The 20068-nt window shown below is 44.8% G+C and carries 18 protein-coding genes and 2 pseudogenes; 5 read left to right on the top strand and 15 right to left on the bottom strand.

The window, feature by feature from the left end; translation table 11 throughout:
• The first annotated feature begins 222 nt into the window (after positions 1–222).
• Entirely contained in the window at positions 223–1200 is a 978-nt protein-coding gene (locus tag ACDJ58_RS27445) for a YndJ family transporter (protein ID WP_413373920.1), read from the top strand.
• 172 nt (positions 1201–1372) lie between these two features.
• A complete protein-coding gene (locus ACDJ58_RS27440) occupies positions 1373–1822 on the top strand; it encodes a HEAT repeat domain-containing protein (RefSeq protein WP_413373919.1) in 450 nt (149 codons plus the stop codon).
• A gap of 777 nt (positions 1823–2599) precedes the next feature.
• On the opposite strand, the pseudogene ACDJ58_RS27435 reads toward ACDJ58_RS27440, so the two are convergent.
• Both ACDJ58_RS27435 and ACDJ58_RS27430 read right to left on the bottom strand, forming a co-directional pair.
• Positions 2600–3322: pseudogene (locus tag ACDJ58_RS27435) on the bottom strand (aldehyde dehydrogenase family protein); the annotation flags it as partial.
• A 432-nt stretch (positions 3323–3754) separates the two neighbouring features.
• Positions 3755–4648: a polysaccharide deacetylase family protein gene (locus ACDJ58_RS27430; RefSeq protein ID WP_413373918.1), complete on the bottom strand. Its 894-nt coding sequence runs from the start codon at positions 4646–4648 to the stop codon at positions 3755–3757.
• A 254-nt stretch (positions 4649–4902) separates the two neighbouring features.
• On the opposite strand from ACDJ58_RS27430, the gene ACDJ58_RS27425 reads away from it, so the two are divergent.
• Positions 4903–5985: a hypothetical protein gene (locus ACDJ58_RS27425; RefSeq protein WP_413373917.1), complete on the top strand. Its 1083-nt coding sequence runs from the start codon at positions 4903–4905 to the stop codon at positions 5983–5985.
• Between the two features lie 111 nt (positions 5986–6096).
• On the opposite strand, the gene ACDJ58_RS27420 is transcribed toward ACDJ58_RS27425, so the two are convergent.
• Genes ACDJ58_RS27420 through ACDJ58_RS27405 form a run of 4 tightly spaced genes read right to left on the bottom strand, consistent with a single transcriptional unit; the run spans position 6097 to position 9176 of the window.
• Positions 6097–6855, bottom strand: coding sequence for an SDR family NAD(P)-dependent oxidoreductase (locus ACDJ58_RS27420; RefSeq protein ID WP_413373916.1), 759 nt, complete (start codon positions 6853–6855; stop codon positions 6097–6099).
• Positions 6848–7930: a 3-oxoacyl-ACP synthase III family protein gene (locus tag ACDJ58_RS27415; RefSeq protein WP_413373915.1), complete on the bottom strand. Its 1083-nt coding sequence runs from the start codon at positions 7928–7930 to the stop codon at positions 6848–6850. The genes ACDJ58_RS27420 and ACDJ58_RS27415 overlap by 8 nt, the downstream gene beginning before the upstream one ends.
• Before the next feature lie 10 nt (positions 7931–7940).
• Positions 7941–8159 (bottom strand): acyl carrier protein, encoded by a 219-nt coding sequence (locus ACDJ58_RS27410; protein WP_413373914.1) that lies wholly within the window; start codon positions 8157–8159, stop codon positions 7941–7943.
• A 36-nt stretch (positions 8160–8195) separates the two neighbouring features.
• A complete protein-coding gene (locus tag ACDJ58_RS27405) occupies positions 8196–9176 on the bottom strand; it encodes a 3-oxoacyl-ACP synthase III family protein (protein ID WP_413373913.1) in 981 nt (326 codons plus the stop codon).
• 874 nt (positions 9177–10050) lie between these two features.
• Between ACDJ58_RS27405 and ACDJ58_RS27400 the strand changes: the two are divergent.
• Positions 10051–10134, top strand: a pseudogene (locus ACDJ58_RS27400) (JAB domain-containing protein); the annotation flags it as partial.
• An 18-nt stretch (positions 10135–10152) separates the two neighbouring features.
• On the opposite strand, the gene rlmH reads toward ACDJ58_RS27400, so the two are convergent.
• From rlmH to ACDJ58_RS27380, 4 genes are all read right to left on the bottom strand, one after another.
• A complete protein-coding gene (gene rlmH / locus ACDJ58_RS27395) occupies positions 10153–10632 on the bottom strand; it encodes a 23S rRNA (pseudouridine(1915)-N(3))-methyltransferase RlmH (RefSeq protein ID WP_413373912.1) in 480 nt (159 codons plus the stop codon).
• A gap of 296 nt (positions 10633–10928) precedes the next feature.
• Entirely contained in the window at positions 10929–11096 is a 168-nt protein-coding gene (locus tag ACDJ58_RS27390) for a CxxH/CxxC protein (RefSeq protein ID WP_063870633.1), read from the bottom strand.
• Between the two features lie 324 nt (positions 11097–11420).
• A complete protein-coding gene (locus ACDJ58_RS27385; RefSeq protein ID WP_413373911.1) occupies positions 11421–11942 on the bottom strand; it encodes a hypothetical protein in 522 nt (173 codons plus the stop codon).
• A 298-nt stretch (positions 11943–12240) separates the two neighbouring features.
• Positions 12241–13512, bottom strand: coding sequence for a S1C family serine protease (locus ACDJ58_RS27380; protein ID WP_413373910.1), 1272 nt, complete (start codon positions 13510–13512; stop codon positions 12241–12243).
• Positions 13513–14242: 730 nt separating this feature from the next.
• Here ACDJ58_RS27380 and ACDJ58_RS27375 point away from each other — a divergent pair.
• A complete protein-coding gene (locus tag ACDJ58_RS27375) occupies positions 14243–14455 on the top strand; it encodes a hypothetical protein (RefSeq protein WP_053781978.1) in 213 nt (70 codons plus the stop codon).
• Here the strand turns inward: ACDJ58_RS27375 and ACDJ58_RS27370 are convergent.
• The 5 genes from ACDJ58_RS27370 to yycF all read right to left on the bottom strand — a co-directional run bounded on the left by ACDJ58_RS27370 (position 14424) and on the right by yycF (position 20049).
• A complete protein-coding gene (locus ACDJ58_RS27370; protein ID WP_062327768.1) occupies positions 14424–15230 on the bottom strand; it encodes an MBL fold metallo-hydrolase in 807 nt (268 codons plus the stop codon). The two genes, ACDJ58_RS27375 and ACDJ58_RS27370, sit on opposite strands and share 32 nt — an antisense overlap.
• A gap of 6 nt (positions 15231–15236) precedes the next feature.
• Positions 15237–15980: a two-component system regulatory protein YycI gene (gene yycI / locus ACDJ58_RS27365; protein WP_247900076.1), complete on the bottom strand. Its 744-nt coding sequence runs from the start codon at positions 15978–15980 to the stop codon at positions 15237–15239.
• Positions 15981–16212: 232 nt separating this feature from the next.
• Positions 16213–17493: a YycH family regulatory protein gene (locus ACDJ58_RS27360; protein ID WP_413373909.1), complete on the bottom strand. Its 1281-nt coding sequence runs from the start codon at positions 17491–17493 to the stop codon at positions 16213–16215.
• Positions 17477–19327, bottom strand: coding sequence for a cell wall metabolism sensor histidine kinase WalK (gene walK, locus ACDJ58_RS27355; RefSeq protein WP_413373908.1), 1851 nt, complete (start codon positions 19325–19327; stop codon positions 17477–17479). Before walK ends, ACDJ58_RS27360 begins: the two co-directional genes overlap by 17 nt.
• A complete protein-coding gene (gene yycF / locus ACDJ58_RS27350) occupies positions 19327–20049 on the bottom strand; it encodes a response regulator YycF (RefSeq protein ID WP_062327757.1) in 723 nt (240 codons plus the stop codon). Before yycF ends, walK begins: the two co-directional genes overlap by 1 nt.
• Positions 20050–20068 lie beyond the last annotated feature (19 nt).

Genomic DNA, 20068 nt, shown 5'->3' with positions numbered 1-20068 from the left:
TTCGGTGAACATAGCTTTCGTTTTCTTGGGGAAAATCATAGTACTGATCTGACTGATATTCTCCCATATCGATCCTTCTCGCAGTAAGATAAGCTTATTTTCATATATTGACAAATTAATGTGTTAGACTACTAAAAGAAGAATTGCCGATCTATACTAAAGAACGCTGCACAACTGGATGCAGGCAGTTATTACGATAAACGTAGTTAGAAAGGAAACCCCATGAATCGTTCCTTGAAGCAACTAATGAAATCATTATTAGCACCAGCGTTCCCCGGTGGAATCATAACCATTCTGATATTTTATCTTGATTACTTTCAATTCGAACTTGTTGAAAAGTTTCTACTTTTTGCGGCTTTCGTCATTGTACCTCTTGTGATTTTACTTATGAACCATGACGAAAAGAATAAACATCAACGAATGGTTTATGCTGCTATTAAATGGCTTCAGTTTCCCGCTGCGCTTCTTACCCTAGCCTCGGTAATGAGTAGTAAGATGTGGGGGTTAGAAAGTACGACAATCCCAGGGATTCTGTCCCTTGGGTGGCTACTGTTCACACTGCTGCTTGGAATCTATGGCTTGACCACTATTGTGATCGCTAAAGGAAAAGCAGCGGAAATAGCGATTGGCGCAGGGCTCGTTTATTTTTTTATCGGAGGCATTTGGTTTACCTTATATCAATATCAAGTGAACCTCTTCCAAGCTAATCCTACAACGCACGCATTAAGCTCAGTTCACTTTCATTTCTCATCTGCTATCGTTCCAATTTTTATTGGTGAACTTGGACGCATCATGACGAAGAAAAGCTGGTATCCCTGGGTCGTTGCCATCGATATCATCGGACCCATCTTGATTGCTATTGGTATGATTTTCTCCAAGCCAATTGAATACATTGGTGTCACTTTGTTCGCCTGTAATATTGTGGTTTACACTGCTTATCTCCTTGCTTACTTGAGGAAAAACGCTTTGGATAATAAGGCTACCTTCTTTTTAGGCCTATCTTGTCTAGCCTTTTACACGGTTGCTGTGCTTTCCATTTTATATCCGCTACTAAAAAAGATATTTTTCTTAACCATACTTGATTTCATTCCCGTTTACGGATCTCTGCATGCATTTGGTTTTGTTTTATGTGGACTGATTGGTTGGGTGTACACGGTAGACTTCATTAAGAGAAAAAAGATTGTCAAGGAGAATAGATAGGTTGATACATCTATATGAGTGATTACATACAAAAACATGAATTGGTGAATGTGATGTATAGGCTGTCAATCGGCTTCATAGGAGTAGTTTAGTCAGGTTCGTGCTATAATAGTGTTCACATAAATAACATTCATCATTCTGCCGAGATGGCGATGATTAAGGAGATTGAATTTTGACGAACAACCATGATATTGGAGCAGTTAACGAACTACCGGAAAACTTTGAAGAGCTCAAACGAGCGGCTAATCGGACGAGCTGGAGAGACAGACTAAATGCGGTGAACGAATTGGGAAACTGGGATACAGCCCCTACCATTAAGTTACTGCAGCATGTTTTGACAAGTGATCAGGTGTTCCAGGTGCGTGAAGCTGCATATTTCAAGCTGAAGCAGTTGGATGAAGATGTTCAAATGCCTGCCAAAAACAAAGGTGAGCTGTTTAAAGGTCTTAACAAAATTTTGCTACGGATTAAAAAAAGCCTTCCTGAAGGTCACACATTTGAGCAATTTAAGGAAAAACTGCAAAAGACACGTCTGGATATTTATGATACTTACGAGGGTGACAAAGATGCTGAGTTCGACTCTTGGCTCCATGGAATTTGGGAGACACTAGGTAGAAAATAGTCGCGTATAATTACAAAGTAGTCTTTGCACAGACTCCATCGGGCTGATTTAATATTGTAACTTTAACTCGACCCTTTGCTTTATCACGATCGCTATTATACCGTTCACCGTATAATAGCCGAGTACAAAGCCACTCCAGAAAAATGGAGTGGCTTCTTTATTTCTTATTATTTTGATTGTCACCAGTTTCCATCTCACTCTTTAGCACTTTGAAGTATGAATGCAGTAACATTTCAACATTAGTGTCATCATTAATGCTTTTGAAGTAATTCCACAGCAACATTTTCTCTGAATCAATTTGAATGAATTCAAGTTCCATCTCTCAGAATTTATTTACTATAACTTGTCCTAGATATAATTTTGTTTCTTGGATTACTCTTTGAATGGTTTCGCTAAGCTTTCTATATCCTCTACATCTGGCATTACATATTCCGTTGCTATACCGTCCTCTCACAACGTTTCAATATTCGCAATCCACTCCTTAAATCTTTGTCTAATCATTATCCACCGTCTTAGCGCCAAATTCTTACTTTCTTAATGCTTCGTCAATAAGCCTAGCGTTCCCTACTTATTCGTTCAAGAACAAGCGTCAGGGTCACCTCCATCAGATATGGGTTATTTTTTTCTCTAAAAAGTTGCTACTGTCAAACTTATCTGACAAAAAAACGCCCTGTCTACTGATTCTTAAAGATCAGTAAACAAAGCGCAAAGTTAGAGCCTACATTCAATTTCACATGTACATTCCCTGTACGATGTCGAAGTTGTGTGCTATAAGATTTATTCTGGTATATAAGGAAGATCCAGTGTCTTCGGAACGTTGATGACATGCTTTTCTGTATAAGTGAGGATACCTTCCGCGCCGTGTTCACGGCCAATACCAGATTGCTTGAAGCCACCGAAAGGGAACCGAACATCGAGACCCTGCACAGCAGCTGTATTGATCATTGTCGTTCCAGCTTCGAGTTGACGTGCGACGGAGATGGCATCCTCTTCTTTCCCCCACACAGAACTCGTCAATCCATATATGCTTTCATTGTGTAGATTAATAACCTGCTCTTCATCGTCAAATGGCAGAATCGGAACCTTAGGACCAAACTGTTCCTCCACCACAATCGGATCATGATAATCGCAACCTAAAACAAGCGTAGGTTGTAGGTAGTAACCTTGTTCAAACAGCTTCTGATCAAGAATTTGGCCAAGAGGGATGACCTTAGCCCCGCGCTTTTGCGCATCTTCAACCAAACCAAGCACGTAATTTTTCTGCTTCAGGTTATTAACCGGGCCTACTGTCGTATTTAAATCAAATGGATCACCAATTCGAATCTAGCGATTAGCCGCCTCTATATAATTTTCCACAAACTCATCATAAATAGAACGGTGTACATACACACGTTTGGCGATCATACAGATTTGACCTGCTGTCAAGAAATTAGAAATGACAATCCGACGCATTGCTCGCTTATCATGAACATCAAAGCTTTCCAAGAAGATAGCCGCATCCCCTAGAAATTTTTTTCTCCGTTTATTGTACAAAATCCAACAAATTTTTTCATCTATTCTATATCACTAAATAAAAACTTGCCGTTACTTATGATACGGTTCACCGTAACAAATATTCATAGAATAAAAGGGCATCCGATCGGATGCCCTTTTATAGCCTTTAGCGCGATACGAGAACGACTTCTTCATAATTATTGGAGCCTCTCCGATTGACTGCGTCAAAGTCAATTAGATATGTTGTTACCGGATAGTCGCCGAATGCCTCAATCTCGTCATCACGATTAACCGCGATTACACGCAACTCATAAACCGTATCTCAGGCTCGATGTATCATTAATAAGGTAAAGTTTAAAGAGGACCTATTTAGGGTGCGCTCATTTTTGATCTAATTTTCTCTTGCACTTTTCCAATATCGTGGACTTAACATCATCTTTAGTAGCTTATCTTTGCATGTAATAACTTCGAACAGTCAATCCGATCAATCCAGAACTCCCGTTCCTGTGGCACTTCCTTCGATACGGTGGAAAATGCACCCTTGAAACCATTAGCGACTAGGATTGGAGTTAATTGCTCTCTCATCGCTTTATGGTGTACACCTCCACCAAAAGCAGGAGTATACCACTCAGGAGAAGACCCTAATACATTCATAAGATAGTCTCTGCAAGGCTCAATTTCCTTGTCGTAGAACTGTTGAGGATTTCCACAGTAAGGCTGATGCTTGTTGCAGTGCACTCCTATGGTCATTCCTTCACGACGCATATGCTTGATTTCCCGCTCTGTCAAGTAAAAGTCATTAATGAATTCAGCCTTATCCGGAAACAAGATATCAAATAATAATCCCAGGATTTCAGTTGATTCTTCTGTTGTTAATCTCACATTCAACATATACTTGTTATACCTACGCAATTTATCAAGCTCATAAGAATAGATTGTGCTTGCTTCTTCTATATCGGTCGTATCATGCTTCGAACGAATCAGCTCCCAGATTTGTTCATCGCCGACAAACGAGAGAACAGTATGTACAAGATGCATCACAGGAACAACACCTGAGACCAAAGGGCCTGACATCACTGTAAAATAGGCAGGGACCCCTTTACGTTTCAAAATTTCAAACGCATTGGTATATTGATCCTTAGTTCCATCATCGAAAGTCAAGATACACCATGGCCTCGATCTGGGTATGTTCATCTGATCCAGTGAAATAATGTCATAGGTCTTGCTCAGCATATCAATTTGATGAGAGAAATCCTGAGGCGACAAAGGGACAATACCTCCCCAGTCATCTCGCTCCCGGATATAATGGTACATTACGGCAATATTATTCATGGGAATTCCATCCTTTGGGTAGCAGCTAAATATTTAATCTGTATCTTATATCGGTTAATTTAGACTGTTAATAAAGGTTTTGGATGTCTCTTCAAGAATTAAATCTCCTTAATAATGTGTTAAGTTATTAATATGATTTGTCGATAATAACTTATAGAAAAAGAATTCAAGTAGAACTTATAGAAAATTCGCAAGGGGGATGTAATTGAAATATGGAGATAAGGCTCTTTAGAAGAGATGAGACTCATTTATATATGGAAGCAATTGATAAAATATGGAAGAAGGGCCATATCTTAAGTCGGGATAAGGCTCTAGCTGATTTCATGTTTTATAACACCCCGCAGCATGAAAAATATATTGGGAAAGAAAACTATGGTGCTATCGGTGTTTGGGAAGATGGGAAAATCGTTGGTTTAGGTGGCTTGATGTTATTTGAGTTTAACTTAAATGGCGAAACCGAGGCAGCATGTAATGTAACCAATTCTATCGTATTGGAAGAGTATCGAAGCTCTATGGCAGGGCTACTATTATATACTAAACCTCTTGATCTGTATCCGTTCTTTTGCAATTTCGGGATAGGTCTTAGTAAATTTTCAATGCGGGTTTCACCAGCTTCTATTTCAAGAGATGCTGTAACACAACCTATTTATAAACTAGACCGGATGGTCGGCATTTTTGATAAGAAACGAGCAAGTGAAGTTTTACTAAATGGGAATGAGGATTATTTAAGAAATTATGATATGGTTTTCGAGGTAACGCAATATGGTAATAAAACAGTTAAGCAAGAATTGGTAGAAGATAAATGGAATAGCTTTTACTACACATATATTGCTCCAAAAACGGTTAGTATCTCGCGTAATTTTGAATTCTTAAGCTGGAGATATTTAAATCATCCATCTTTTAATTATTTGGTGTACACTTCTCAAGATCAGTCTGGTAATTATGAAGGTTTATTTATAGCGAGGGTTGAAAATATCGTCAATAATACAGCTAAAATTCTGCGTATCATTGAATTCATTGCCAAGAACCAGGATGCTTCCATCGCACTTGCAAATAAAATCTTAGAAATTGGAGTCGAAGAAGCTATCCTTTTCGCCGATTTCTATTGCACGACAGATATGTTTAATTTCGGACTGGAGTCAGTTGGATTTAAGAAGGAATTTACTTCAGATGATGATAAAATCGTCTTGCCATCCAGATTCCAGCCAGTGGATTTATCAGTTGTTAATTTGAATGCATGCTTATCTTTTTACGGAAAGAAGGTAAAAAGATTGAATCTTTTAAATAATAATATCTATTTTACTAAAGGTGATTCAGACCAGGACAGACCAAATTAGGATAATTACAACATAAAGTAGAAATCCGTTTATATGAAATAAAAGGGCCTTCTGACTGCCAAAATATGCTCAGTCGTAAGCCCTTTTTACTTTACGGTATCTAAAAATATTTTAGTGAGATGTTGCTCCTGCATCAATAATAAAGTCCGTCCCAGTAATATATTCAGAAGGTTTTGAAAGTAAATATGCAATTGCATTTGCAACACTTTCGGCAGAAATATAGCCTGCGTATTGTTTTTCTAGTAATTTAATTCTTGCTCCTTCACCCGCTAGGGTTGTATACTCCTCAAGCATCTCCGTTTCAACAAAAGAAGGACACACTGTATTTACGCGTATTTTTTTATCGGCTAGCTCCACTGCCATTGATTTTACAGCACTATTTAATGCCCCTTTTGATGCACTATATGCTATTTTTGTTTTATAACCTAGAAAAGAAGCAGTAGATGACATAACGACAATACTTGAATTTGGATTAAAGTTCCCTTTTTTTGCAAATATTCTAGATAATTCGATGAATGCAAAAACATTAATTGTAAACACATCATTTATGAACTTATGCGTTGTCATATTTAATGGACGCATTGGACCAATTCCTGCACAATGCACCAAACCGTCAAGAGCCCCTGCTTCTGAAATCAATTTCTTCATCAAGTCCTCAATACCACTAATATCTTGAAGATCATATATATATGAAAGGTGGCTACCACTTTCCATCTGTTCCAAAGTTTCAATTAGCTTTTGTTCGTTTCTAGCCATCATAAAAACTTGAGCCCCTAGTCGGCTTAGTTGAATACAGGCAGCTCTTCCAATACCGGAAGATGCACCTGTAACTAATACCTTCTTACCACTTAAGTCCATAGGATTAATCAACCACAATTCCTCCGTCTTCGAAATAATCATCTGTTTCAATAATCGGCAAGCAGTTTTCTGCTAACATATCAAAATAGTTAGTTCCCCAAGATAACCCTATTCCAAATCCGGGCGCCAGTACTTTTTTATTCCCCTGTCCTTTGCCTCCGTAAGCATCACAAATTGTGATGGGTATCGATGTTACACTTGTGTTTCCGTATCTGTCCATGGAAACTCCGAGCTTATCAAGCGGGATCTTTGCTTTTTTAGCAATATGTTTAAGCATAAATACATTTGCCTGATGGGGTGCAAACAGGTCGTAGTCATTATGAGATATATTATGTTCGGCCATAAAACTTTTTAACATATTTGGCACTTCGGTGATAGTAAAATCGAATACCTCCGCCCCATTCATGTATAACTCATAATCAGAGCGAAGCACACCTTCACCAAACGCTCTACGTTCACGACTGCCCTGTGGATTGCGGCAAGCGCCGGCTGGTGTAATTATAGATTTATATCCGGTACCATCGGTATGATAACAGTAAGGGATTTGCGACGCTTCATCATACTCAAGGGCTGTGGCGAATCCAGAATCACCAAATAGCATAGTAGCGGACTTGTCCAAGGGCGATATACCTTTTGTTAATGTATCTCCTCCCAAGAATAAAACACGCTTTGTATCTCCGGTCTGCATCAATGAGCCTGCAATGTATATACCATATACGAAACCGGAACAGCCTAAATTTACGTCAAATGCAATACAATCTTTTTTTAGACCTAACCGTCCGTGCAAAACAAATGCAGTAGCTGGAGCAATATAATCAGGACTTTGAGTTACAAAAATCAAACCATCAATGCTGTCAATGTCCCATTTCAAGTGCTTAATAATATCCTGTGCTGCTGCAAAAGCTAAATCAGAGGCCGTTTGTTTTTCTGATGCTACGCGACGTTGTTCGACGCCGGTCATTTTGACAAATTTTAAAACACTCTCTTCTCCGAATATCCCATTACTTTCCGTTGTTTTTACTACAGTTTTAGGCACTGCACATGCAATACCTCGTACTGCTACATTTCTCAAAATTCCCTTTGGCATATACGATGCCTCAGTTCATAAAATCTATGATATCTTGCACTGTTTTGAACTCTTTAATCATGGCTCCGGTTAATCTCTTTTCGAAATGTTCATCAACAAGAGCAATTAACGAAATTGCCGCAAGCGAATCCCAGCTTTCTAAGGATTCAAGGTCGGTTGTCACCTCTAACGACCCTTGTTCAAGCTCTAAAATATCTTCTAGCAAGTTTAATTTTGTTTGTACATCCATACTCATTTCCTCCTATTTAAATCAAAATATCTATATTTACCATACGATAATGGTTGAACCCCAGGATAATCCTACTCCAAAACCCACAAGAAGGATAGTGTCACCTCTTTTGATGCGACCCTCCTTCTCTGCCTGATAAAGTGCAATTGGTATGGTCGATGATACCGTATTACCAGTATCAATCATGTCTATAAAAAATTTCTCCTCCGGAATGTTACACTTTTTCCTCAGGTGATTTAACATGTAACTGTTTGCTTGATGAAATACGAAAAAATCGATATCGTTAAAGGCTAGGTTATTTTTCTTCAACACGTTATCAATAGATTTCGGAACAACATCTATTGTAAAATTGAATATTTCTGGTCCATTCATATACAGGCTATGTAAATCATCTTGAATATTGTTTCCTGTACTTCTTGACCTAACTCCACTTGATGAAGCGATCAACTGTTCCGCGCCGCTTCCATCAGTACCCAAGTCGAATTCTTTAATTTGCGAGACTTCATCATAAGAAATTAGAGCTGCGGCTGCTCCATCTCCAAAAATGGCCACAACGCTTTTTTCCTTTGGATCGATATATTTTGAATAGGTTTCCGCTGTGATTAGCAGTATATTTTTTGCTATATTTGTATTTATTAATGACTTTGCTACAGCCAATCCATATATAAAGGCGGAACAACCCAGATTAATATCAAAAGCGCCAGCAGACTTGGGAATCCCTAATCGATTCTGCACCATACAAGCTGTTGTCGGAACATTATAATCTGGGCTCTGTGTAAAAAGGATTAAAAAATCTATATCTTTGGGTTCAATTGAATGGTTGTCAAATAATTTCTTGGCAGCACAGTAAGCGAGGTCAGATACATATTCATCATCATTTGCAATGTGCCTATTTACTATTCCTGTTTTATTGTAAATTTTTTCCTCTGTCCAACCCGGAAAAGTTTTTGCAAGATCTGCGTTTGAGAGAATCTTTTGAGGAAGAAAATATTCAATTGCTTTTATGCCTATGTTCATTCCAAGACCTCCTCAGAATTTACCTATAATCACCTATTATCAAAGGCTTTTTTCTTTACACTTTAATATCGACAGTTATCGATAAAATCTTTACACTATAATTCATTAAAGGTTCAAAGAAATTTTTTATTAAATAGAAATTGATGAGTTGATTCCTGAACTTACTCTAGATGAGACTCTGTTTTTCTGCTCCATCCTTCCTGAGAAATTCCAATATAAAATCCAGTGTACTGAAGTAAGATAGACAATCGTTCTCTTGATTGATTCAAGTTTAGTAGTTCTTCAAGGAAAAATATAAAAGTACCTTGACTTCCTCTGGATGTTTTGAGCTTGGTCGCTTGAAAAGCTCTCCAAATTGTAATCAAGTCCTTTTACACGCAGAAAACCTTGTCGCTCAAGGACTATTCCTTCGACCTTGGGACTCTGGTCTTCATCACTTCGCATCCTCTCTGGCGCAACAAGCTCTAAAGCCATGGCTGTACCAAGCCGCATTATAAGTTCTCTGTTCCTGATGCCCTATCCTGGAAAGACACCTCTTTCCATCCAGACCTGTCCAACGTGCTTATTAAGCCGATCCTCACGTTTATCCACGGACCATCCGCAATTCCGTGCTCCCGTATCTTTTTAATCGCTTAGAGACAGCGTATTAATATGGAAAGTGCGACGTCTGGCTGGCGTTCCTTTTTCAGAGGCATATGCAAAAACGCGAAAATGTGTCGGATCTGACATTACAAGAGTTTCTTCAGCAATGTGGTCCATCTAGGATCCTCTTCTTCATCTCCGGTTGGCTTAAGGTACTCGTGGTAAGGCAGTAGAAATTCTTCACCCCCTTCATCACGAAAAAATCACGTAATTAGTCGGTCCCAAAGAGATAATCATATGCGTACACAATCACCCGAACGGCGATCCGACACCTTCATCGGAAGACATCCAGCCTACAAAACGCCTGGCAGCATGTAACTTGAAAAATTTCGCCCTACTTGTGATACGGTTCGTTCCGATTGATCTTCACCGCCCGATAAATCTGCTCCACCAGCACCAGCCGCATCAACTGGTGCGGCAGGGTCATGCGCCCGAAGCTCAAACGCTGCTTCGCGCGGCGCAGCACCTCATCGGAGAGCCCATGGCTTCCTCCGATGACAAACACGACATGGCTCGTCCCATACGTGCCAAGCTTGTCGATCTCCATAGCCAGCTCCTCGGAACTCCAGAGCTGGCCATCCAACGCGAGCGCAACGACATGCGCCTCGCTCTTCACGTGCGCGAGGATGCGTTCACCCTCGCGCTCCTTCACTGCCCGCACCTCAGCTTCGCTCAGGGTTTCGGGCGCCTTTTCGTCTGCGACCTCGATCATCTGAAACTTGATGTACGGGGCGAGCCGCTTGGCATATTCCTGAATGCCCAGAGTCAAATATTTTTCCTTCAGTTTGCCTACACCAATAATCTGAATCAACATGAAGATTCATTCCTCCTAATCGTCCTGCGAAATAATCTATAATTAAGATGCTTCAATACATCGTTTGTATCAATATTAAAAGCTAACGAACTCCACACACCTTATCTAGCCCAATTTCGGCTCCTTTAAAATCTAAAGAATCTGAGACACGCTATTACAGGCAAAACACGCCAAAAACACAAAAAGAGCGCTCCGACACGCTCTCTTTGCTTCTTGCCTGTGATGTTCATACCGGATGGCAGGCGAGCGAGTGCATCCATGACAGACGCACCAACTGCGGATGCCTACACAGTACGCTAAACGACCAGATACTCGGCCTTTTGTTCGCACTCGGCGCACTTCGCAGGCGGGTCCCAATCGGCAAATTCCGTCTCCTTCAAATCGACGATATCCGGAGCGTCCTCATACTCATCAACAAACATGTCGATGGCGATGTCCACGTGTTCTTTGCATACAACGTACATCCGTTCAAGCATCCTTTCTGTATCCAGCTATGCTCCCGATTCACAACCGCTTATCCATACAGGATAGCCACTTCTCTGTTCTATCACACCTGCCGCGGAAAAGAAACCCCTATCCCCCATTTATCGTGTCCAACTTCCACCAATCTCCTCATTTCAGCAAAAACCAAACCAAAAAAGCGTCACTTCTCGATACCCCGTTGGCATCCCAAAGTAACACTTCTCCTAATTCCGAATCTATCCCACTCATTCGTTACTATTCAGATTACCGCACATATGAAAGCCATCGTCCGATTGTATTCAATCCATCCTCAATGGATATCGATCTTACTCCAGCCCCGACTGCGCCTTTGTCAGCAGCTTGCCGCCCTGGAATGCGATTACTGCATTGGATACCGAACTCCCGGTGCCTTTATAATTGTAGACCACCATATTTTCCGCCTCGCTCAATGCCTCGCCTTCACCGCCAAGGATGTCGATAACTTCCTCTACCGCCATGCCAACCTCTAGCTTTTCATACTGGGCAAACGTAATCAGCACCCCATCTCCCTTTCCAGCCGATCCGTTGTTTCCCGAGCCAACCGAAGCTTTGCCGCCAGGCTCATTGACCGCAATCACGGTGGTGCTTAGCTCCTCCAGCTTCTTCTCCAGATCCGCGATCTTTTTGTTCTGCTCATTATTCTTCTCACTCTGGTCCGCAAGCTTCTTCTCCAGTCCCGTAATCTGCTCCTGTAAACCACTAACATCAGCAGTCCCTGACGGGGACACCTCAGAAGTACATGCGGACAAAACAAACAGCGCAGATACCAGACCTGTTCCCCCCAACATGGTTTTCGTCAAACGTTTCATTGAATTAACCCCTTCCACTCCAGATTGAGAATACAGTTCGTCAAACAGATGTTACTCGCACAGCCGCACATCACCAACACATTCCCAACAGTTTACCATAACTGGAACCCTCTATAATAGAGGCTTTGGCTCCGGTCCTAACCTACATTGGGAAACGACAAAATTCCCCCTGTAACCTCATGAATTTGGTTTGTATGTAAATCAAGATTAGTGCAATAAAAAAGAGCAGATCAACGAGTTGATCGACTCTCCTTTATTACCCTATTTCTGTGTGCCATGTACATGAAAGCAATTCTCTTTACTCCGGTTTGTCCGTGAGCTTCACCGACACCTTCTCGGCGTTGCCGTCCCGGTAAAAGGTAATTTCAATCGTATCGCCGATCTTCTTCTTATCGTACAGATATTTCCGTAGATCAAGCGTAGAGGTAATTTTTTGCCCATCAAATTCAGTAATGACGTCATTCAGCTTCATGCCCGCTTCGGATGCCGGACCGGACGCTTCCAGCACAACCACCCCGCTATCTACGTGGGATGGCAGCTTCAGATCCTTGCGCTGCTCATCATCCAGTGGGGCGTACGGATTACTCAGATCGACTGTATACACGCCCAGATATGGACGAGATACTTTGCCATTCAGCAGCAGTGAGTCGACCGTTTTCATCACTTCGTTCATCGGAATCGCAAAGCCGAGGCCTTCAACGCCTGTATCCGAGATCTTCATCGTGTTGATGCCGACCAATTTGCCGTTCAGATCAGCCAGCGCCCCGCCACTGTTACCTTCGTTAATCGCCGCATCCGTCTGAATTACGTTTTGTTCCCAGTCGTACACACCATCCTGATTAATGGATACCGGCAAGATCCGATCTGTGTAACTCACAATACCGGATGTCAGCGTACCGCCCAGACCGAGCGGATTCCCGATCGCCAGTACCGTTTGACCGCGCTGAAGTTTGCTGGAATCACCAAGCTCAGCGGCTGGACCGATGCCCTTATCATCTTGCACTGACAATACCGCAATGTCACTCACACGGTCTTTGCCCACCAGCTTCGCCTTATGCGTTTCCCCGTCCACTGTTACAATCTCCAGATCACTGGCACCTTCCACGACGTGATGATTGGTCATGATGTAGGCTTTGCCATCTTCCTTCTTGAAAATGACCCCTGATCCCAACGCGGAATCTTCCATCGACAGGCTGCTGCCCGTTTTATGGTTCACGATGCTCACCACGGAAGGGCGAACCTTCGCCGCTGCCTGGATAATCCGGTCGTACGGATCAGCAGCCTGCGCTGTCTGTGTACCGCCTCCGCCGTTCCCTGCAGCGTTCGCCAGAGGTAGAGCTGCAGGCTGCATGATAAAGCTGAACAGCGTAACGGTCACGATGGAGCTGATTACCGAACTGATCACGGCTACTTTGACCGTGGAGCTAAAGCCCGAGCGTGACTTGCGTGGATTCTGCCAGCGGTCACGTCCCCTGCCTCCAGGGCGAATGATCTGAAGTTTACCTTTCTGTTCAGATTCGGCGCGTCTTGATACTTTGGTTGAATAAAAATCGTCTCCAAACAATCCCATCGTGATCCTCTCCCCTTCGTTGTCACGCATCAAGACCCTGACCGCCGCCCGATCGTTTTCGCATGGCCAACGATGGTGTTCTCACATAGCCCACTCCGCCGGCAGACGAACCTTCCGATCGCTGTTACTCACAAATTTTCTTGATTACCCTCTAATAAGGTAAAAATTTGTTCATAAAGGCGAGCACTCCGTTTCTTCAGGTTCCTTCTGCCGTCTCCGTTACGTGAAGACCCCAACGGTTTTCCATGCTTTCTTGCATGTTTTAAAAATCGTTTTGCATATCGCTGCCATCCCCATTAACTCGGAATGAAGCGTCTATGTACAACAGAACGGACATCCCATTCTGCCTGTGACTCTATCAGAAATGCTCTCGCATTCTACGACATGCCTTTTTGCGCGCAAAACAGCCTCTGCTATAAAAGCTCCTTATATACTAAACACGCCAAATCTTAAAAAGTTGCATAATTACGAAGATTAACGGAAATTTCCGCTATAACGCGCTTAACAATAAAGGTCCATAGTATCTATCACCACAAAATCCGGTTCTCTAAGCGCAATTTCGCCTATTCCCGTGAACTTTTTCATCTTCTTAAGCAAAATGCGCCCCTGGTTCAGCATACACGTCCCTTACGTGTAATTATAGCGGCAAAAAGAGGAATGTTTTCCACCAAGCCTGACTACAATAATAGTAAAAGACAATTCGAAGCTTCATAGAAGGAGGATTCACATTATGGATCGCACGCGTACACTCACAGCAATGGATGAAGTTCATATGGCGGCCAAGCTGGCCGATCTCAAGGAAGAGCATTACCGCAATACCCTTGCCCTAAGCACGATTATTGAACTACTCGTCGACAAAGGCATTCTGACCCGCGAGGAAGTGGAGCGCAAAGCTACCGAACTCGACAGCTTTATGGCTCACCCACCCTATCCCATGGCGTAGGCCGATCATAATACGTATCACAGAGCTTGAACTCATGATCCCGATAAAAGCACCCACGGCTCTCCATCGCATCACGCACGGTCATTTTCGCCAAGTCCATCATATTATGATCCCGGCTCAAATGTGCCAGATACGTGCGCTTGATGCGTCCGTTCATCAGTTCACTGAGCGCAGCTCCCGCCGCTTCGTTCGACAAATGCCCAATGTCGCTCAGAATGCGGCGCTTGGTGTTCCATGGATACCGCCCCATGCGCAGCAATTCGACATCATGATTCGCCTCCAGCACAAGTACATCCGAATCGGAGATCGCATCGCGAACCTTGTCGCTCATATATCCGAGATCCGTCGCGACGGACAGCTTCTCACTGCCATCATCGAATGTGTACCCTACCGGTTCCGCCGCATCATGGGAGATGCCGAAAGATTCCACGCGCAGGGAGCCAAAATCATGCTTTTCACCGGTCTCAAACACCCTCCGATTTTCCTCTGGAATCGCCCCCACGGACTTCTCCAGTGCCGCCCACGTATTCGTATTTGCATAGATTGGTAAATTATATTTCCGAGACATCGCGCCTAGTCCTTTAATGTGATCGGAATGTTCATGTGTAACCAGAATCCCGTCCAGCTCCGTTCCCGAAATCTCCCGTTCCAGGAACAGTGCCTCCAGCCGCTTCGCACTGAGACCTGCATCAATCATGAGGGACGTGCCCCCATGCTGTATAACCGTGGCATTCCCTGTCGAACCGCTGGATAACACGGTAAAATAAATCCCCATAACGCATTACTCCCCTGGTTTGTCTGTCTTGGGACTGAATACATCCCCACTGATGCCCTGCACGTACAACACTTCGCCACTTTCCAGCACGAACCGCCATGCCGGCATCGCCACCTGCATATCTGAATTAAACAACTGGCCGTAATAGCCCAACTGAATATCTTTGACAATCGCATCATTTGGCAAAAAGTTCTCGATCAGTGTACCCAGCGCCTTCGACGCCGGAAGCACCTGCTGATCGCTTTCCTCCGCTGTCGTAATCCGCACCGGAGTCTGACGATAACCCGTAATTTTCTGATCGCTGTAGAATAGCTCCAGGCTAACATTGAAGAGTGGCCATTTGCCATCCACCAACGGATGAAGCACAAATGCCCCATCCTCCGCCATCAGCTGATCCCATCGATACGTACCGATCTGAGGAATCTCGTCCTGTAGTGCATCCTCCAGCTCGCTTTGCGAGAAGATCAGCTTGCTGTCCACAGGCTTTTCCAATTCAACCTCAATGCCTGCCTTGTTATCTTCAATGAACTCATACGACAGCTTCGGCAGCTTCGGCGTCTCATTTGGAATAGGAGCCAGCACCTGAATGCCCTTCTCCTCCATCGCCTGTTGTGTATTATCCGCCAGCGAGGTGAAGTCCAGATTGGCTCCGGCCGTCTCCCGCGCATCCATCCAGATCTGGTATCCCAGCACCAGATTGAGCAGCAGGAAGGCATAGATCAACACATTTTTCGCCCGTCCCCAATCCAAAACATTCACCTCCATCATTTGATAATTACGACTACTATCACACTTACCACTCCGTGGCCAGAACAACCTTCCGATCGCTGTTATCCCCAGATTTCTTGATTCCCTTTTCCTAAGGGAGAAATCCGGAGATAAAGGCGAGCGCTTCGCTTCTTCAGGTTTTTTCTGCCCCCTCCGTTAACGTGTGATCTTAAATCCCACCAGGATATCAAATGACTTCATATCCTATAACCCATCAAGAAACGGTGGTTTCCTCCCCGTTTCCAAAGCGGATTACCCATACCGGGATCAGCTTCAGCCCATCCTCAATGCTGGACGGACGGTACGCCGGATACACGTCTACGACCTTACGATTGGTTCCCGCCACCTTCTGGATGAGCGCCTTCAGCTTGTCCCCACCGGGCAGAGTGACCGATTTCTTCGTCTCTGCGCCTTCGTTCAGATATTCGAGCGAACGTTCATAGCTGGATACCGTCTCCTGCTGCATCTCCATGCTGATCGTGCCGAACCGGAACTGCATCGAGTCCATAATCGGGAAGCTGCTGTAATATTGTTGGAACTGGAGCTTCGTCTTCGTATCGGTAGTGTCCAGCATCATGCGCGAACGACCTTTCCAGCCGCCATGCTGATTCACAAAATCAACAGCGGACAGCGCATCCTTCGCTGCATCAATCTGTCCCGCAGGCGGTGCCGCCGGATCGGTGTAGCTAATCCAGCGCTGTTCTTGCTTAACTTGCAGACTGCGCTTGCTGTCTGTATAGATCTCCGATCCATCTTTTTCCCGAATGTTTCGGGTCATGCTTGGATCAAAGAATAGGCTTCGCTGCATCTGCTCAACAGTGAACTGGCCTGTAGGCACGTCAGCCTCAATCGTTTCCAGTGCTTCAGCCGGGATATAATATCCGCCGTCCATCAGCGTATAAGGTGTCCAGCTGCTACCGAAGTCGACATGCTGCTGCACGTCCTGTACTGTCAGATCCGCCTGTGTCGCCTCGTAGACCACATCACCTTTGGCGCTGAAGAACAGTGCGTGAGCCTTTGTTTCATTTTTGGCCGTATAGATCGAGATCCGGTTAATCGTTTCCCCCTGGAATAAGGAGTCTGTCCCGAGCCGCATCACGCGCTGTAACAACGCTACAGGGATGCCTTCCTTGAACGACAGCTCAAAGCCAGGATTCTCCTTACGAATCTGACCCCAGTTGACCGATTGCACACTCCGACGCTGGAAATCATCAAATGTACGCCCCTGCAACCGTGAATAGATCAACTGATAGAACGTATTACCCGGATAAAATACCGTATGTTTGTCCTCTCCCAGATGAATAACCATCTGATCCGGGAAAATTAAATCTTCAATATTGCGTTCCTGGCCCATATTCTCGGTTTTTACATAGTTCGTCTCTGATGTCACAATCGAATCTCCCCCACCGGGCAAACGATAGATGAGGAAGTAACTTTGTACCAAACTGGCAACGACGAGGGAAGCAAGCACCAGAGATTTAATCCGCTCTTTCAAGGTGCTCACCTCCTTCCTCACGCAGGGGCAGTGTGAACGTTACCGTTGTCCCCACGTCCACTTCGGACTCCAGTGAGATATTGCCATCATGGGCCTTCACAATTTCCCGGGCAATGGACAATCCAAGCCCTGTGCCGCCCATACTGCGGGAGCGAGCCTTGTCCACCCGATAAAACCGTTCAAAAATGCGATCCAGATCCCGCTGTGGAATCCCCATCCCCGTATCGGTCACTGATATGGCGAGAGTATGATCATCATTGCGTCTGGCTGCGATTGTAATCGTGCCACCTTCAAGCGTGTATTTCAGCGCGTTGGACACGACATTATCGAGCACCTGGTCAATTTGGTCCCGATCCAGCGGAACCGCTGGAATTCCGTTCTCCACAGAAAGCACAGGTTGAATATCCTTCTGATGCATCTGGAACGAAAAACGGTCCGATACTTCTTCCAACATCTCCATGATGTCGGTTGGCTGTTTGCGCAGCATCGCTTCCTTAGAATCGAGCCTGGACAGATGCAGCAAATCCGTAACCAAGCGAATCATACGCTCCGTCTCATTCTGGATTACTCCAACGAATCGTCCGGCGAGCTGCGGATCTTCCAGAGCCCCATCATCCAGCGCTTCTGCGTAGCTCTTAATGGTAGTCAGCGGTGTACGCAGCTCATGAGAGACATTCGCCACGAATTCACGTCGTGATGCTTCCAGTTCTTCCTGCTCCGTAACGTCCTGAAGCACAGCGATCGTACCCGTAATGCCCAGTTCACGACGATGAACCGGTGTAAACGTCATGCGAATGACAACGGGATCTTCTTGTCCCGCAGGTGCAATCTGGAGCAACGTCGAACCTGTAAAGCCACTGGCTAACGCTTCAGCATCTTCCGGATCAATGCCGAGCAATACGGCAAAATGCCTTCCTTCAATGTCCGCCGGACGCATGCCCAGAATGCTGCTTGCACGGCGGTTCACCAGAATGACTTTGCCATATTCGTCCGTTGCGACCACGCCATCGCTCATATTGGTCAGAATGGACGTGAGCTTCTCCTTCTCCTCTTCGTTCTGGGAGAGTGCATCCCGGAGCCTGCTAGTCATATAGTTGAATGCCCGACTGAGCTGTCCAATCTCATCCGTTCCGAATACAGGGGTCTGCTGATCGAAGTTGCCTTCCGCGACCGCCGTCGCCCTTCGGGTGACTTCCTTGATCGGCTGCGTAATCGTATGTGACAGAATGACACCAAGCACTGCGGTTAATACCAAGGCAATCAAAATGCCGGAGATAAAAATCTTGTTAATGCCCTCCATTGTGGCATATAACTCATTCATGGAGGCGGCGATGTAGACCGCGCCGATAATCTTGCCGCCGGACAGCACCGGCTTGGCAACGACCTTTTTGCGAACATTATCCTCGTCAACGATATATTCCTCATTGTCTCGAATGCCTTGCAGCGCACGGCTGACAACGGTTTGGGTGTTTTTGCGCCCAACATAGTCTGAATGGGAACTTAGCGAGGTGGTCAGCACTTTGCCGCTAGCATCCAGCACCTGAATTTCGGCGCCGTTAATGTTGAACAGGTTGTTTACCAACACACGCAGGTTTTCCGTTTTGTCCTCGCCAGCCTCGGCTTCTCCACCAGCCATCGTCTCCCCTACAAGCACAGAGAGCATCTCAGCCCGTGCCTGCAAATCCTCAGTGAAGTTGCTGGTCAGCGAGTTCTTCATCGCACTGACAAAATAAACGCCGATCAATTGCATCGCAATCAGAATCAGCAGTACATAGATAATAATCAGTTTCGCCTGAATCGTTCGAAAGAACGAAAATCGCGAGAAACGCCCCATTATATCCCCACGCTTTTGGGACTGCGCACGAGATAACCCAGCCCGCGGCGAGTCAGAATCGTTTCCGGTTTGCTCGGGTTCTCCTCAATCTTCTCACGCAGACGACGAATCGTAACATCCACGGTACGCACATCCCCGAAATATTCATATCCCCATACAGCCTGCAGCAGATGTTCACGTGTCATTACCTTGCCGGAATGCTTCGCCATATAATAGAGAAGTTCGTACTCACGGTGGGTCAGATCCAGCGGTTCGCCGCCTTTGTAAGCTGTATACATGTCCATATCAAACGCCAGATCAAATAAACGCATGACCTGTTTCTCTTCGTCTTCCGGCGCTTCAGCCGTGATGGCAGGCTTCTGCCGTCTGCGCATCTGTGCTTTCACCCGGGCGAGCAGCTCGCGCGTACTGAAAGGCTTCGTCACGTAATCATCCGCGCCCAGCTCCAGACCGAGCACCTTGTCGATCTCGCCATCCTTTGCGGTCAGCATAATGATTGGCATCTCCAGATGGGCACGCACCTCGCGGCACACATCCATACCATCCTTACCTGGCAGCATCAGGTCCAGCAGCATCAGATCCGGCTTCTCGGATAACGCCAATTCAACCGCACGAATGCCATCAAAAGCGCAGATGACCTCGTACCCCTCTTTTTCCAAATTAAACTTCAGAATGTCCGCAATGGGCTGTTCATCGTCCACCACCAAAATCTTCCCCTGCATCGGCTGTCTTCACCCCTAT

The organism is Paenibacillus taichungensis (assembly GCF_047302525.1).
Taxonomy (GTDB): domain Bacteria; phylum Bacillota; class Bacilli; order Paenibacillales; family Paenibacillaceae; genus Paenibacillus; species Paenibacillus taichungensis_B.
This window is presented reverse-complemented; position numbering and strand designations above follow the sequence as displayed.

Bases quoted from the DNA above. Each gene is read 5' to 3' on its own strand.
- ACDJ58_RS27445 (WP_413373920.1), top strand. From the start codon at position 223: ATGAATCGTTCCTTGAAGCAACTAATGAAATCATTATTAGCACCAGCG.
- ACDJ58_RS27430 (WP_413373918.1), bottom strand. From the start codon at position 4,648: ATGAATAATATTGCCGTAATGTACCATTATATCCGGGAGCGAGATGAC.
- ACDJ58_RS27425 (WP_413373917.1), top strand. From the start codon at position 4,903: ATGGAAGCAATTGATAAAATATGGAAGAAGGGCCATATCTTAAGTCGG.
- ACDJ58_RS27415 (WP_413373915.1), bottom strand. From the start codon at position 7,930: ATGCCAAAGGGAATTTTGAGAAATGTAGCAGTACGAGGTATTGCATGT.
- ACDJ58_RS27410 (WP_413373914.1), bottom strand. From the start codon at position 8,159: ATGGATGTACAAACAAAATTAAACTTGCTAGAAGATATTTTAGAGCTT.
- ACDJ58_RS27405 (WP_413373913.1), bottom strand. From the start codon at position 9,176: ATGAACATAGGCATAAAAGCAATTGAATATTTTCTTCCTCAAAAGATT.
- rlmH (WP_413373912.1), bottom strand. From the start codon at position 10,632: ATGTTGATTCAGATTATTGGTGTAGGCAAACTGAAGGAAAAATATTTG.
- ACDJ58_RS27390 (WP_063870633.1), bottom strand. From the start codon at position 11,096: ATGTACGTTGTATGCAAAGAACACGTGGACATCGCCATCGACATGTTT.
- ACDJ58_RS27385 (WP_413373911.1), bottom strand. From the start codon at position 11,942: ATGAAACGTTTGACGAAAACCATGTTGGGGGGAACAGGTCTGGTATCT.
- ACDJ58_RS27380 (WP_413373910.1), bottom strand. From the start codon at position 13,512: ATGGGATTGTTTGGAGACGATTTTTATTCAACCAAAGTATCAAGACGC.
- ACDJ58_RS27375 (WP_053781978.1), top strand. From the start codon at position 14,243: ATGGATCGCACGCGTACACTCACAGCAATGGATGAAGTTCATATGGCG.
- ACDJ58_RS27370 (WP_062327768.1), bottom strand. From the start codon at position 15,230: ATGGGGATTTATTTTACCGTGTTATCCAGCGGTTCGACAGGGAATGCC.
- walK (WP_413373908.1), bottom strand. From the start codon at position 19,327: ATGGGGCGTTTCTCGCGATTTTCGTTCTTTCGAACGATTCAGGCGAAA.
- yycF (WP_062327757.1), bottom strand. From the start codon at position 20,049: ATGCAGGGGAAGATTTTGGTGGTGGACGATGAACAGCCCATTGCGGAC.